Here is a 14,844-nt window from a genome sequence, read left to right as displayed (position 1 = left end):
CCACCGCACCCGGCGCGGCCTGAAGGTGATCATGCACCACCCGGTTCACCGTGGCGTCCAGGTCGCCCGGCGCGACAACCTCGGTCAACAGACCGATCCGCTCGGCGCGGGCGGTGTCGAACAACGCCCCCGACAGCATGGTCTCACGCGAATGCACCTTGCCGATGCGGGCCACCACGTAAGGCGATATATTCGCGGGCAGAAGGCCCAGTTTGACCTCGGTCAGACCGAAGCGCGCGCCTTCGGCGCCGATGGTGTAGTCGCAGACGGAGATCATGCCGACACCGCCACCGTAAGCCGGGCCGTTGATCCTCCCGATCAAGGGTTTGGGCAGCGTGTCAAGACGGCGCAACAGCCGCGCCAGCGTGGCGCTTTGTGCGACCCTTTCACTACGGGTTTTCTCGACATTAGAGGCGAACCAGTTGAAATCGCCGCCCGCGCAGAAGCTCTTGCCCGCGCCGGTCAGGACCACAATACGCACATCGTCATCTGCAGCCAGCTTTTCGGCGGCATCGTATAGCTCTGCGATCAATTCGCCATTCAGCGCATTGTGTTTGTCGGGGCGGTTGAGCGTCAGCGTGGCGACGCCGCGCGCATCGGTTTCGACAAGGATCGTGTTGTAGGTATTGGTCAACTTGAAGCCTCACATTCTGAATACAGGCGTATGGCGACCGGCTTCGGGCACCGATGTCACGATGGCCAGGCACAGGCCAAGGATATCGCGGGTTTGCGCGGGTTCGATCAGCCCGTCATCCCAAAGCCGCGAGGTGGCATAATAGGGATCGGACTGTTCACCGTACTGGGCCCGAACCTGCTCCTCGATCAGCTTCATGTCGGCCTCCATCTTGCCCGGGTCGCCCCCTTTCTGGCGGCGCAGTTCCAGCATCACATTTGTGGCGATGTCGGCAGACATGGTGGCCAGTTCCGCAGTGGGCCAGGCAAAGAGAAAATTCGGGGCGAAGCCACGTCCGCACATGCCGTAGTTGCCCGCCCCGTAAGAGCCACCCAGCAGCACCGACAGGCGCGGCACCTTGGCCACCGACATGGCATAGACCAGCTTGGCGCTGTCCTTGGCTATGCCGCCGCGTTCAGCGTCGGTGCCAACCATGAAGCCCGAGATGTTGTGCAGGAACAAAAGCGGGATGTTGCGTTGATCGCACATCGACACGAATTGCGCGCCCTTCAGCGAACTTGCGGACAAAAGCGCACCGTTGTTGGCCAGAATGCCAACCCGGTATCCATGGATGCACGCTGTGCCACAGACCAGCGTCTCACCCCATCCGGGCTTGAATTCGCGGAATTCGCCGGCGTCGATCATGCGCAGCAGAACCTCGCGCATGTCATAGGGCTGTTTGCGATCGGCGCTGATGACGCCAAGCAGTTCCTGGGGATCATGCGCGGGCGGCTGTGGTACCTTGTCGGGCTGCATCGCGCGCGACTGGCCCAGCTCGGCCACGATGTCGCGCATGAGTGCCAATGCGTGGTACTCGTCCTCGGCCAGATGGTCGGACACCCCCGAAACACGCGAATGCATCTCGGCCCCGCCCAGCGTTTCGCCATCGACCTCTTCGTTGATCGCCACCTTGACGATCGACGGCCCGCCCAGATGGATGCGCGCGTTGCCGCGCACCATGATGACCTCGTCCGACAGGGCCGGGATATAGGCCCCACCGGCCGTGCAGCCTCCAAAGACCGCCGAGATCTGCGGCAGACCGCTCGCCGACATGTTGGTCTGGCGATAAAAGGAATTGCCGAAATGCCGGGCATCGGGGAAGACCCTGTCCTGCTCTGGCAGATAGGCACCGCCGCAATCCACCAGATAGAGGCAGGGCAGCCGGTTCTCGGCTGCGATTTCCTGGGCGCGGATGTGTTTCTGCACGGTTTCGTGATAGAAGGAACCACCCTTCACTGTCGCATCGTTGGCGATCACAACGCAGGGCAGCCCGTGGACGATCCCGATACCGGTCACGATCCCCGCACCGGGCACCTCGCCTCCATATTGACCGTAGGCGGCAAGCGACGACAACTCAAGAAATGCAGTGCCCGGATCCACCAGCAGGTCGATCCGTTCGCGGACCAGCAGCTTGCCGCGCTTGCGATGCCGCGCGACCATGTCGGGGCGGCCGCCAGCCGTTGCTTCGGCGATCCGCGCACGCAGCGTTTCGACGCGCTCGCTTTGTGCGGCGTGGTTGCGGGTGTAGGTCTCTGATGCGGTCAGCACCGCTGTTTCAAGACGTGCCATGTAGTCAGGTATCCTGTCTTTGGAGTATCCCGTTGAGGAACACATCGGCATAGGTGCGTGACAACGCATCGGCGCTACCGCGGTCCGGGTCGAACCAATCGAGCGTGGCGTTCAATGTACCGATCAGCATCAGGCGCAGGCGACGGATATCGACGTCTTGCTTCAGCGTGCCATCTTTCTTAAGCTGGGACAGAAGACTGTCCCACTCTGCCTCATAGGCCCTTCGCGTGGGCAAGTTGGCATCCCGGACGGATTGCGGCACCTGCCCGAAAATACGCACATTCGCCGATGTATAATCGCTCACATCAAGAAGCGCGCGCAGATGCGCCCGGATCGCGGCGCGCAGTACCGTTTCGCCGTCGGTATCGGCCCGCAGGTCGGTGATGGCGTCTCTCATGCTCGCGTGAACGACTCGAATCCCTGCATCAAGAACGGCCGCGACGATCTCGTCCTTGGAACCGAAATGATAGTATATGCTACCCGCCTTGATCCCGGCGGCCTCGGCAATTTTTCGGAGCGAAACGGACCCGTAGCCTTGTTCGCGGAAAAGCCGCGCGGCAATGTCCAGCACCCCGTCCCGTCCAACCGCGCTGCGCGATGTCTCGTTGGCTTTGATTGCCGTGTTCTGTGCCATAGACCTTCGTATCGCTCCAACGCCTAACTAACGCCTGTTAGGTTAACAACGCAAGTGAGTCAATCGTCGTGATCGTGCCAGACTAGAGTTTGCGGAAAATTCCGCATTGGCGACCGCCAAGAGGCCGTCCAGACATTAATGTGCTTGCCCGGACCCCGTCATCGGGTCCGGGCAAATGCCTTAGATCACGAAACCGCCACCGCAGATGACGTGCTGGCCTGAAATGAAGTTCGATTCCGGCGCACAGAACAGATAGACGGCACCGGCAGCTTCTTCCGGAGTGCCGACCCGGCCCAGCGGGATCATGCGCTCCATCTGGGACAGGAGATCGGGGTTCACGCCGACCTTGATCTCTTTTTCTTCGACCTTGATCGTGCTGTCGCCATCCGCGCTGCCTTCGGTCAGGCGGGTGCGGATCGGGCCGAAGGCGACGGCGTTGACGTTGACCTTATAGCGGCCCCATTCCTTGGCCATCGTCCGGGTGACCCCTAGGATACCGGCCTTGGCGGCGGAATAGTTGATCTGGCCAGCATTGCCGCCGGTCCCTGCGATGGACGAGATGTTGACTACCTTGCGGAACACCTCTTGCCCGGCGGCGGCCTCTTCCTTGGCCTTGGCGCTGATCACCGGCTGGGCAGCGCGCAGGATCTTGAAAGGTGCCGTCAGGTGGACGTCGATGATCGCCTGCCACTGTTCGTCGGACATCTTCTGAACGACGCTATCCCAAGTGTAGCCTGCGTTGTTCACGATGATGTCTAACCCGCCAAAGCTGTCCACGCCGGTCTTGATGAACCGTTCGGCAAAACCGTCTTCGGTAACGCTGCCGGCACAGACCACGGCCTCAGCACCCATTGCGCGCACCGCCTCGGCGGTTTCATTGGCCGGATCGGCGTCCAGATCGTTGATCACCAGCCGGGCCCCTTCCGAGGCCAGTTTGAGAGCGATTTCGCGGCCAATGCCCCGGCCCGAGCCCGAGACCAGCGCCACGCGCCCGTCGAGTTTTCCAGTCATATTGATTCCTCCCGAAAGGCGCTATCAGGCTTTTTCATAAAGCGTGGTGACGCAGGCCCCGCCGAGGCCCAGATTGTGCTGAAGCGCCAGACGTGCGCCATCAACCTGGCGCGCATCTGCCTGGCCGCGAAGCTGCTGAACGAGCTCGGTACATTGCGCTAGGCCGGTCGCCCCAAGCGGATGGCCTTTGGACAAAAGACCGCCCGACGGGTTGGTCACGTATTTTCCGCCGTAGGTGTTGTCGCCATCATCAACGAATTTCGCCGCTTCGCCGCGACTGCAAAGGCCAAGCGCCTCATAGGTGATAAGCTCGTTGTGGGCGAAACAGTCGTGCAGTTCGACCACATCCACGTCCTCGGGCCCGATGCCCGCGTCCTCGTAAACCTGATCGGCGGCGCGCTTGGCCATCGAAAAGCCGACCACTTCGCGCATGTCATGGGCTTCGAAAGTTTCCGGGCCGTCCGTCGTCATGGCCTGCGCCGCGATCCGAACCGAACTGTCCAGTCCGTGCTTGTCGGCGAATTCCTTGGAACAAATGATCGCGGCGGCCGCGCCACAGGTTGGCGGACAGGCCATGAGCTTGGTCATGACGCCGGGCCAGACGACCTGGGCGGCCATGACGTCTTCCGCCGTCACCTCCTGCCGGAACAGGGCAACCGGATTCTTCGCAGCATGTCGGCTGGCCTTGGCGCGGATTTTTGCGAAGGTTTCCAGGGGGGTGCCGAACTCGTCCATATGCGCCTTGCCCGCACCGCCGAAGTACCGCAGCGCCAGCGGGATCTCGGCACTGCCAACCAGTTCGTCGGTTTCTCTGTCGAATGCCGCAAACGGGCTGACCCGGTCATGGAACATCGCACCGATTGCGCCGGGCTGCATCTGTTCGAACCCAAGTGCCAGAGCACATTCGACCGCGCCGCTTTCAACTGCCTGCCTGGCCAGGAACAGGGCGGACGATCCGGTCGAGCAGTTGTTGTTCACATTCAGAACCGGGATGCCTGTCATTCCGACATGGTACAGGGCGCGCTGACCGCAGGTGCTGTCGCCATAGACATAGCCAACATAGGCCTGTTGGACTTTATCATAATCCAACCCTGCGTCTGCCAGAGCGGACCGGGTCGCAGCGGTCGCCATCACATCGTAGCTTTCGGATTTTCCCGGCTTCTGGAACGGGACCATCCCAACGCCTGCAACATAGGCTTTGTCTGTCATTTCTCTCTCTCCCAAGTTCGGTCAGGCCACCCTAATCGGTCCGCCAGCCTATTTTCTACCATTTGTTAGATTTTAAATCCCAACCTTGGGAAGTGTCAATATTGCCAAGCTGTGACGTAGGGAGCTTGCGCTATTTTCTAACTTGTGTTTGTTTTCGGGCCACACGCCCTGATCGGCGGCACAATTGAGGGATTCTGGTCCCGGCGCAACCGCTGACAAGCGTTTAGCACTCAGCTTACGAAAGGTGGTCGGAATGGCATACTGTTATGAGTTCAAGGGTTTTATACCCGTCGTGCCCGAGGATACATATGTCCACCCCCAGGCCGTTCTGATCGGAAATGTCATCTTGGGTCATGGATGCTACATCGGCCCCGGAGCAAGCTTGCGGGGCGATTTCGGCAGGATCGTGATCGGGGATGGAGCCAATGTTCAGGACAATTGCATCATCCATTCCTTTCCCGGCCGCGACGCCGTGGTGGAAAGCGACGGCCACATCGGCCATGGCGCGATCCTGCACGGTTGCACAGTGGGCCGGAACGCTCTGGTCGGAATGAATTCCGTCATTATGGATGGTGTAGAGCTTGGGGCGGAATCGATTGTCGGCGCGCAGGCGTTTGTGCGTGGCGAAACCGTGATTCCGCCGCGTTCGATGGTGGTGGGATCGCCGGCAAAGGTGATCCGCGAGGTCAGCGAGAAAGAAGTCGCGTGGAAAACGCGCGGCACCGCGGAATACCAGCAACTTGCGCGCGACTGTCTGGCCGGATTGACGCCGGTCGAACCGCTGAAGGCGGTCGAGGCAGACCGGCCCGGCATGGCGGCCTCTGACGTCGTCTCCATTCAGGAGGCGCGGCGGACATCGTCCTGACCTGTCCGGGAACCGGACCGGTCAGGACTACTTCAGATTCCGAAAGCGCCAGATGGAAGCGCCTTGACGCGGAACGGCACTCCCCGACCCGGTGTGCCGTCCCTCAAGCCTTTACAGACGGAAGATCCCGTAGTGCGGATCGTCGATCGGTGCATTGAGCGAGGCAGAAATCGACATGCCAAGCGCGTTGCGTGTGTCCGCCGGATCGAGGATGCCGTCATCCCACAGTTCCGAGGTGGAGGTATAGGCTTCGACATCGCGCTTGTATTTTTCCAGCACCGGTTCGCGGATCGCGGCGATTTCTTCTTCGGTCAGCTCTTTGCCTTCGCGCTGAAGCTGCCGAATCTTGACGTCCGCCATGGTATTAGCGGCCTGATCCGCCCCCATCACGCCGATCTCGGCTTGCGGCCACATAAACAGCGTGCGCGCATCCCAGGCCCGCCCGCACATGCCGTAATTGCCTGCCCCGTACGAGGCATTGGCGATCACTGTGAACTTCGGCACGACCGAACCGCCCTGCGCCATCAGCATCTTGGCACCGTCCTTGGCGATGCCGCGTTCTTCGTATTCGCGGCCCACCATATAGCCAGTGATGTTCTGAAAGAAGACCAGAGGTGTGCGGTTCTGATTGCAAAGCTGCATGAAATGCGCCGCCTTCAGCGAGCTGTCGTTGAACAACACCCCGTTGTTGGCAAGGATGCCAACCTTGTAACCCCAGATATGGGCAAAGCCGCAAACCATCGTGGTGCCATAGTCGGGCTGGTATTCGTGAAAGCGCGAGCCATCGACGATCCGCGCCAGAACCTCGCGCATATCAAACTGGGTTTTCCGGTCCTTGGGGATGATCCCATAAAGCTCCTTGGGGTCGTAGTATGGCTCTTCAAAAGCGGCGGTTTCGATGATCGTTTTCGGGGTGCGCTTCCATTGGCTGACAATCTCGCGCGCCAGTGAAAAGGCGTGCTGTTCAGTGGCGGCTCGGTAGTCGCCGGTTCCCGAAACCGAGGTATGCATAACCGCCCCACCAAGTTCCTGAACACCGACCTCTTCGCCGGTGGCCGCCTTGACCAGCGGGGGACCGCCAAGGAAAATCGCGCCTGTGCCTTCGATGATGATGTTGTAGTCGCTCAGCGTCGGCACATAGGCGCCGCCAGCCGTACAGTGTCCGCCAACCACGGCAATCTGCGGGATATTGGCCTGGCTCAGCTTGACCTGGTTGCGGAACACCCGCCCGCCCAGATACCGGTCGGGAAACACCCCGTGCTGCAGCGGCAGGAATCCGCCCGCGCTGTCGCAGATATGGATGACCGGCAGGCGGTTTTCCAAGGCGACATCCAGAAGGCGCACGATCTTTTTCACGGTATGCGGATACCAGGCACCGCCCTTGACGCTGGCATCGTTGGCGTGGATGGCGACCTCGCGGCCTTGCACGATGCCGATCCCCGTAACTACACCTGCGCCGGGCACCGCGCCGTCATATTCACGACAGGCCGCGAGGGTCGAAAACTCCAGGAACGGCGTGCCGGGGTCCAGCAGCAGTTTCAACCGCTCGCGCACGCCCAGTTTGTTCTGGCGGGCGAGGCGGTCGATATCGCGTTGCGGACGTTCGAAACGCGCCGCGTGCTGGCGAGCGTGGAATTCCTTCAGCCGTTCAGACATGGCGGCGAAATTTGCCTTGTAGTCGGCGGCATTGGTGTCGATCTGACTTTCAATTCTGCGCATGGTCACTCCTCCTCCGGAGCCAATTGGGCCAGGATGTCTTTCAGACCAAAACTGTCGCCTTCGGCGAATGGCATTTCGGCAACGACCCCGTCGCGCGGCGCCGTCAGTGTGGTTTCCAACTTCATGCTTTCGATCACCAGAAGTGGCTGGCCTTCTTCAACCGCATCGCCGGGTTTAACCGCAACTGACACCACGACACCCGGCATGGGCGCCACCAATCGGTCGTCGCTCGCGCCACTGTCGCTTCCGGCCAGGCGTTCGGCGGGATCAACCCGCCCGACTTCGTAGGTTCGCCCGTCCATGTGCACAAAAGTTGCTTCCGGCCCCACGGCCAGTCGCAATTCGCGCACAACACCCTTGGCCCGCAGCTTGTAACCGCCCGGCAGACCCGTCGGGTCCAATTGGCAGGCAACAGCGCCAGTGGGGGTGTTGAGCACGAACCGGCTGCCATCATGACCCAGCCAGCAATCAGTCTCTTCTCCGTCGATCTGAAAAATCCGTTGCATCAGTTTCTCCACCCACCCATCTTTCGGTACATTTCCGGTATCTGCATTACGTCACTCACCAGGCGCTCGTCCGATAGGGCCGCCGCCGCTATCAGCAAGTCAGAGACATCTTCGCCCGGCGCGGTCAGCGTTTCGGATTGTTCAGCCAGGAAGCCAGTTGAAACGTCACCAGAGGCGAAATCCGGATGTGCAAGGATTGCATCCAGGTAACCAGTGTTGGTCGTTACCCCGAGAATCACATAGCTTTGCACCGCGCTCCGGGCACGGGCGATGGCCTGCGCGCGATCCGGGCCATGTACGATCAGCTTGGACAACATCGGGTCGAAGTCGGTTGTCACCTTGCCGCCATCCAGAATGCCGCTGTCCACGCGGATCCCCTCGCCCTGGGGTTCGTCCAGCAGCAGGATATTGCCGATCGCGGGGCGAAAATCGGCGGTCGCATCCTCGGCACAGATGCGCAGTTCGATCGAGTGTCCGGTTTGGGGAATATCCGCCTGCACGGCGCTCAGCCCGTCGCCCGCCGCGACACGCAGCTGCTCGGCAACCAGATCAAAGCCGGTTACCATCTCGGTCACCGGATGTTCGACCTGAAGGCGGGTGTTCATTTCCAGGAAATAAAAGGCCCCATCCTGTGCATAGATGAATTCGACAGTCCCTGCCCCGCGGTATTTGACGGCGCGGGCAATTCCGGCAGCGGTCTCGCAGATCTCATCCCGTTGCTCGGGGGTCAGCGCCGGTGACGGCGTTTCCTCGATAATCTTCTGGAACCGGCGCTGGATCGAACATTCACGTTCCCAGAAATGGACCACGTTGCCCTGTCCGTCGCCCATCACCTGCACCTCGATATGGCGCGGGCGTTCGATATAGCGTTCGACGAAAAGCCGCCCGTCGCCGAAATATCGTTCGCCTTCGCGGCGCGCGGTTTCGATTTCGGTCTCCAGCGTGCTGTCCTCGCGTACGACGCGCATGCCCTTGCCGCCACCGCCGGCCGAGGGCTTGATGAGCAGCGGATAGCCAACGGCGCGGGCGCGTTCGACAAAGCTCGCCGGATCATCATCCTCGATGGCCGAGGGGGCGACGGGAAACCCGCGTTCCTCGACGAAGGCGCGGGCGCGGACCTTGTCCCCCATCAGGTCGATGACCTCGGACGTCGGGCCGACAAAGGTCACTCCGGCTTTTTCCAGCGCCGCGACAAAACCGGCATTCTCTGACAGAAAGCCATAGCCGGGATGAACCGCGTCCGCGCCGATCCCTTTGGCGGCTTCGACGATCTGAGGAATATCGAGATAGGCGGCCACGGGCGTCGGGCCGTCGATCATCACGACCTCATCTGCGATCAGATGCGCCGGCCCCTCTTGCTCGGCGACATGACGCAACACGGCAGTCGCAAGCCCGCGGGCCTTAGCGGTGCGCAACACGCGCGCCGCGATCTCGCCCCGATTGGCGACCAGGAGTTTCGAAATGGTCATGGTGTCGTCCTCTTAGTTCCGGGCCGCGGCATTCAGTCCGTCACGTGCGGCCAGATCGGCTGGCACGGGAATTTCGATATCAAGCAGCATCTGCGCGAACCCTTTGCCCTGCGGGTCTATGCGGACCGAGGCGATGCCGCCACCGCCAAGCGATTCATGCAACAGGAAATTCAGCGAATGGCTTCCAGGCAAGTCGAACCGTTCTACCCTGCCGTCGCAGACATGGGCGAAATAGTCCTTCACCACCTCTTCGCTGAGAGCCGAGCGGATATATGGTAGGTAGTCCGGCTTGCGCGCGAGGATGCCGATATTGGCGATGTCCCCCTTGTCGCCCGAGCGGCCCCAGGCCAAATCGACGAGGCGGACCTTGACAACGTCCGGACCGGGCTCGCGGCTATCTGCGGGCGGTGCGGCAGGCGGATCAAGGTGGACTGGCGTAGTGGCCACGTTCACGGGCACATCCTTGCCGTCGACCTCGACCGCGACGGGGGTTTCGGCCTTGCTCTGAAGGAAGGAAAATAGACGGACCACCGGCTGCACCTTTGGCCGTCCGGCGAAGAACCCGGTCAGACCCTGCGCGGTCGAAATCGCCATCGGTGCGATTTCGCCGGCAAAGATGTTCAGCGCGGCGCGATCGTCATGGACCGCGCCGATCTTGAGCACCACCTCGCGGGTCCGGGCGCGCGCATTTGCGCCGTAGGCCGCCTCGGCCCCCAGCACCTCGACGCTGACCTGCCGGAAATCTCCCATGTTGCGGTCGCGGAAAATCCGGCGACAGCGGGTCAGGATCGCCTCGGCCACACGTTCGGCCTTGGCGGGTGCGTCAATCGCGGCCAGTGTCAGGGTAGAGACCGCGCGCCAGCCATCGGCATGGGTCGCCGACACCTTGTAGCTGTCGGTGCGCCCAAGCCCCCTGCCGCCCTTGACCAGCACCCGGTCGGGTCCGACCTGTTCCAGGGTGACCCCGGACCAGTCGCAGATCACGTCGGGCAACAGGTAGGCGCGCGGGTCCCCGATTTCATAGAGCATCTGCTCTCCGACTGACCCGGGCACGACCAGCCCGCCGGTGTCAGGCGTCTTGGTCATGATGAAACTGCCGTCTTCGGACACCTCGACGATGGGCATGCCCATATTGTCCCAACCCGGCACGTCCTGCCAGTCGGTGAAGTTGCCGCCGGTTCCCTGGGGGCCGCATTCGATCAGGTGGCCGGCCAGCGATCCCTGGCTGAGCTTGTCCCAGTCATCGTCGCCCCAACCGTATTCATGCATCAGGGGACCAAGCGCGACCGCGCTGTCGGCGCAGCGTCCGGTGATCACGATGTCGGCCCCGGCATCCAGCGCGGCAGCGATGGGGCGGGCACCCAGATAGGCATTCATGCTCCAGATATCATCTGGAAATGCGACACCCGAGAACATTTCCGTCTGACCGTTTTTGCGAATTTCATCGGCCCTGGGCAACAGGTCATCGCCTAGCACGACTCCGACGGACAGATCGATCCCGGCCTGGGCGGCGGCTTTGGCAAGCGCATCGCTGCAGCCACGCGGGTTCACGCCCCCTGCATTGGCAACGACCTTGATCCCTTTTGCCTTGATATCCGGCAACCAGGGTGCCAGCGCCTTGACGAAGTCCGGCGCATAGCCCGTCTCGGGCGCTTTGGCGCGGGCCCGCGCCATCAGCGACATTGTCACCTCTGCCAGATAGTCAAACACCAGATAGTCGATCTCGCCCTTTGAGACCAGTTGACCGATCGCTTCCGGCGTATCGCCCCAGAAGCCCGACGCGCATCCGATGCGCAGCTTGCGTTCCGACATATTCCTCTCCTCCCCGTTTGATCAGCGGCCCGTCCATTCAGGTTTGCGCTTCGAGATGAAGGCATCAAAGCCTTCGCGCGCGTCTTCGGTCTGCGCCACACGCGGTAAAAGTGTTTCTGCAAACCGCATCTGCTGCGGATAGGTCATATCCTCCATCGCGTGACAGGCGTATTTTCCCAGCCGGATCGCGCTCGGCGACTGCGCGGCGATCTGGGCAACCAGTTCTGCAACCTTGTCGTCCAGCCCCGCGGCATCGGTCACATAGTTGACCAGATTGAACTGCAGGGCTTCCTCGGCCGTCAGAGGAACGCCGGTGATGAACATCTCCATCAGCCTCCGCCGGGGCAGCACGCGCATCATGGGTGGCACGATCGTCATGGGAAACAGACCCACCTTCACTTCCGGCGTTCCGACGCGGGCATGATCCGCCATCACAGCCAGATCGCAGGCACAGATGATGCCCGCTCCCGCCCCCATCGCGACGCCATTGATGCGCGCGATCGTTGGCTTTCGGCACGCCTGTATCGTCTCGAACAACCTTCCGGCAAAATGATCCGGGTCCGCCGGATCCTGAACAAACGGGCCGCCATCCGCCCCCGCCTTGATGTCGCCCCCGGCACAGAAGGCGCGCTCGCCCTCGCCGGTCAGAACGATCACGCGGCAATCGCTGTCCCTCTCGGCAGCACATATGGCGGCCATGATCCCGTCTGCGACCTCACGGTTGAGGGCATTTCGATTATCAGGACGTCGAATCGTGATACGCACTTCTTTGCCGAGCACCTGCGATTGAACAACGCTCTCAGTCATTTCCGAAGTTCCCCCCTGCATTCAGGACGCCGCGCTTTCTTACGTCAGGTCGTCAAAAGCTTGGCTTGATCTATTTTCTAACATGTGTTTGATTTTGGTCAACAACGCAAACAACATTTTTCGGGAGGACGATATGACCGCTCAAAGTGAGGCCATCTCGGCTGATCTGGAAGCCATCAGGGCGAACTATTCTTTGACTGATGAGCAACGCCAGATCGTCGATCACGTGGATCGGGTATCGCGCGAGGTGCTGCACCCGCTGCAGGCGCGCATGGATGACGAGGAATGGTGGCCCGATGATCTGTTCAAGCAGATGGGCGAGCTGGGCCTGCTGGGGATTACCGCGCCGGAGGAGCTGGGCGGATCGGGGCAGAACGAGTTCACCCAGGCGCTGGTGTCCGAGGTGATTTCGAAGTGGAATCCGGCTGTGGGCCTCTCGCACGGGGCGCATGACAACCTGTGCCTGAATAACCTGCTGCGCAATGGCTCCGAAGAGCAGGTGAAGAAATACGTGCCGGGCCTTTGCTCGGGCGAGCTCGTCGGTGCTTTGGGCCTGACCGAACCGGGTGCGGGATCCGATGCGCTCGGATCCATGGCCACCACTGCCCGCCGCGACGGTGATGATTATGTCATCAACGGCTCGAAGATTTACATCACCAACGGCCCCATTGCCGATGTGATCCTGCTTTATGCCAAAACCGACAAGTCGAAGGGCGCCAAGGGCATTTCTGCTTTCATCATCGAGACGGACAATCCCGGTTTCAAGGTGGCGCAAAAGCTTGACAAGATGGGCTTTCGCGGCTCGCCAACCGGAGAACTGGTGTTTGAGGATTGCCGCGTACCCGCGTCCGCCATGGTTGGACAGGAAAACACCGGCGTTTCGGTGGTAATGAGCGGGCTGGATCTGGAGCGTGCCATGGTTGCCTCAGTCTGCGTTGGCATGGCCGAACGCGCGCTGGAACTTGGGCTGGAATACGCCAAGATTCGCGAACAATTCGGCAAGCCGATTGCAAGTTTCCAAATGATGCAGTCGAAATTGGCCGAGATCTACACCGAGGTCGAAACCGCGCGTGCCTTCAGTTATCGTGCGCTGGCCGCCTGTACCGGCCTGCCAAAAGGGGCCGGGGGCCGCGGCGAAATCCACAAATTGACAGCGGCGGCCTGTCTTTACGCCGGCGAGGCATTCAACAAGGCGGTGACCGAAGCCTGCCATATCCATGGTGGCTCTGGCTACATGCAGGACACCGAGATCAACCGGCTGTTCCGCGCCAACAAGCTGCTGGAAATCGGCGCGGGCACAAGCGAAGTCCGCAAGATCATCATTGCCGAAGAACTTTTGCGCGCCTGAGGGGGACGAGACAATGAACAAGCAACTGCGCAACGACATCGCTCTGCCGACACATTTCATGACGGACGAACAGCAGGCGCTGGCCGATCAGGCCGGCAAGTTCTTCATGTCAGAATTCCACCATCTGAACGCCGAAATGGACGATACTGATGATCTGCCGTCTTCGGTTTTCCCCAAGCTGGGCGAAATGGGCTACCTGGGACTGAACGTGCCGCCGGAATTCGGCGGCGCTGGGTTGGATTTCACCTCGGCCTGCATCATCACCGAACAGCTGTCGCGGTCCTCTGCGGCCATCGGACTGACCCATGTGGCGCATGACAATTTGTGCGTCAACAACATCTATCGCAACGCCAATGACGAGTTGCGCCGAAAATACCTGCCAGGTCTGTGCGACGGCACGCTGATCGGCGCCCTGGGCCTGACCGAACCCGGCGCGGGGTCTGATGCGCTTGGCTCGATGCGGACCACGGCCAAAAAGGATGGCGACGACTACATCCTGAACGGCGCCAAGATCTACATCACCAATGGGCCGATTGCCGATCTGGTGCTGGTCTATGCCAAGACATCGCCCGAAAAAGGGGCCAAGGGCATTTCCGCCTTTATCGTGGAAACCGACACGCCCGGTTTCAAGGTGGCGCAGAAGCTCAACAAGATGGGATTCCGCGGCTCGCCGACGGGCGAACTGGTATTCGAAGATTGCCGTGTTCCGGCCAGAAACATGGTCGGCAAGCTGGATGGCGGGGTTGCCGTTACCATGTCCGGACTTGATCTGGAACGTGCCATCGTCTGTTTCAACGCTCTGGGCATTGCGCAGCGGGCGCTGGATATTTCCATCGATTACGCCAAGACACGCCAGCAATTCGGCAAACCGATCGCCAGTTTTCAGATGGTTCAGGCGATGCTGGCCGACATGTATACGCAGATCGAGGCCGCGCGCAGCCTGTCCTTGCGCACCGCTGCCATGTGTGAAGGCCTCGAAGAGGGCGAAGGCGGGCGCGGCGAAATCCACAAGCTCACCGCTGCGGCGATCTACAAGGCCGCTGAGGCGACATCCTTCGTGCTGGACAAAGCTGTCCAGATTCACGGCGGCTCAGGCTACATGCGTGATACCGAAGTGAACCGGCTGTACCGGACCGGTCGCGTGCTTGAGGTCGGCGCGGGCACCCAGGAGGTTCGCAAACTCATCATCTCCGGCGAATTGCTGAAGAACTAAGGGGGCGGA

At 61.1% G+C, this 14,844-nt stretch carries 13 protein-coding genes; 3 read left to right on the top strand and 10 right to left on the bottom strand.

Annotation, left to right across the window (positions count from 1 at the left end; translation table 11 throughout):
* The 5 genes from E7681_RS15755 to E7681_RS15735 form a co-directional block, all read right to left on the bottom strand.
* The coding region (locus tag E7681_RS15755; protein ID WP_136340209.1) for an enoyl-CoA hydratase-related protein at nucleotides 1-634 on the bottom strand (634 nt) is incomplete at its 3' end.
* Between the two features lie 9 nt (nucleotides 635-643).
* Complete coding sequence (locus E7681_RS15750; protein WP_027264431.1) at nucleotides 644-2,242, bottom strand: acyl-CoA carboxylase subunit beta; 1,599 nt, start codon at nucleotides 2,240-2,242, stop codon at nucleotides 644-646.
* 4 nt (nucleotides 2,243-2,246) lie between these two features.
* Nucleotides 2,247-2,876, bottom strand: coding sequence for a TetR/AcrR family transcriptional regulator (locus tag E7681_RS15745; protein ID WP_036051609.1), 630 nt, complete (start codon nucleotides 2,874-2,876; stop codon nucleotides 2,247-2,249).
* Between the two features lie 180 nt (nucleotides 2,877-3,056).
* Nucleotides 3,057-3,887 carry an SDR family NAD(P)-dependent oxidoreductase gene (locus tag E7681_RS15740; protein ID WP_027264429.1) on the bottom strand — a complete coding sequence of 277 codons (831 nt, stop codon included), beginning with the start codon at nucleotides 3,885-3,887 and terminating at the stop codon, nucleotides 3,057-3,059.
* A gap of 24 nt (nucleotides 3,888-3,911) precedes the next feature.
* On the bottom strand, nucleotides 3,912-5,096 hold the full coding sequence (locus E7681_RS15735) for a lipid-transfer protein (RefSeq protein ID WP_027264428.1): 1,185 nt from the start codon (nucleotides 5,094-5,096) through the stop codon (nucleotides 3,912-3,914).
* Between the two features lie 253 nt (nucleotides 5,097-5,349).
* Between E7681_RS15735 and E7681_RS15730 the strand changes: the two genes are divergently transcribed.
* Nucleotides 5,350-5,961 (top strand): acyltransferase, encoded by a 612-nt coding sequence (locus tag E7681_RS15730; RefSeq protein WP_027264427.1) that lies wholly within the window; start codon nucleotides 5,350-5,352, stop codon nucleotides 5,959-5,961.
* 111 nt (nucleotides 5,962-6,072) lie between these two features.
* Here E7681_RS15730 and E7681_RS15725 read toward each other — a convergent pair whose 3' ends face one another.
* Genes E7681_RS15725 through E7681_RS15705 form a run of 5 tightly spaced genes read right to left on the bottom strand, consistent with a single transcriptional unit; the run spans nucleotide 6,073 to nucleotide 12,274 of the window.
* Complete coding sequence (locus E7681_RS15725; RefSeq protein ID WP_136340208.1) at nucleotides 6,073-7,680, bottom strand: acyl-CoA carboxylase subunit beta; 1,608 nt, start codon at nucleotides 7,678-7,680, stop codon at nucleotides 6,073-6,075.
* A 2-nt stretch (nucleotides 7,681-7,682) separates the two neighbouring features.
* Complete coding sequence (locus E7681_RS15720; RefSeq protein WP_136340207.1) at nucleotides 7,683-8,198, bottom strand: acyl-CoA carboxylase biotin carboxyl carrier protein subunit; 516 nt, start codon at nucleotides 8,196-8,198, stop codon at nucleotides 7,683-7,685.
* Nucleotides 8,186-9,655, bottom strand: a complete 1,470-nt coding sequence (locus tag E7681_RS15715; RefSeq protein ID WP_136340206.1) for an acetyl-CoA carboxylase biotin carboxylase subunit — start codon at nucleotides 9,653-9,655, stop codon at nucleotides 8,186-8,188. The genes E7681_RS15720 and E7681_RS15715 overlap by 13 nt, the downstream gene beginning before the upstream one ends.
* 12 nt (nucleotides 9,656-9,667) lie before the next feature.
* Complete coding sequence (locus E7681_RS15710; RefSeq protein WP_136340205.1) at nucleotides 9,668-11,467, bottom strand: acyclic terpene utilization AtuA family protein; 1,800 nt, start codon at nucleotides 11,465-11,467, stop codon at nucleotides 9,668-9,670.
* A 21-nt stretch (nucleotides 11,468-11,488) separates the two neighbouring features.
* Entirely contained in the window at nucleotides 11,489-12,274 is a 786-nt protein-coding gene (locus E7681_RS15705; protein WP_027264422.1) for an enoyl-CoA hydratase-related protein, read from the bottom strand.
* 133 nt (nucleotides 12,275-12,407) lie between these two features.
* Here E7681_RS15705 and E7681_RS15700 point away from each other — a divergent pair, with 133 nt between their 5' ends.
* A complete protein-coding gene (locus tag E7681_RS15700; RefSeq protein WP_136340204.1) occupies nucleotides 12,408-13,622 on the top strand; it encodes an acyl-CoA dehydrogenase family protein in 1,215 nt (404 codons plus the stop codon).
* Nucleotides 13,623-13,635: 13 nt separating this feature from the next.
* The gene (locus E7681_RS15695; protein WP_050685921.1) at nucleotides 13,636-14,835 is read left to right on the top strand and encodes an acyl-CoA dehydrogenase family protein; all 1,200 of its coding nucleotides are present in this window, start codon (nucleotides 13,636-13,638) and stop codon (nucleotides 14,833-14,835) included.
* Nucleotides 14,836-14,844: the final 9 nt, after the last annotated feature.

This window comes from Thalassobius vesicularis (assembly GCF_004799325.1).
Classification (GTDB): Bacteria; Pseudomonadota; Alphaproteobacteria; order Rhodobacterales; family Rhodobacteraceae; genus Thalassobius; species Thalassobius vesicularis.
The sequence above is the reverse complement of the archived record's forward strand: the minus strand, read 5'-3'. Positions and strand labels throughout refer to the sequence as shown.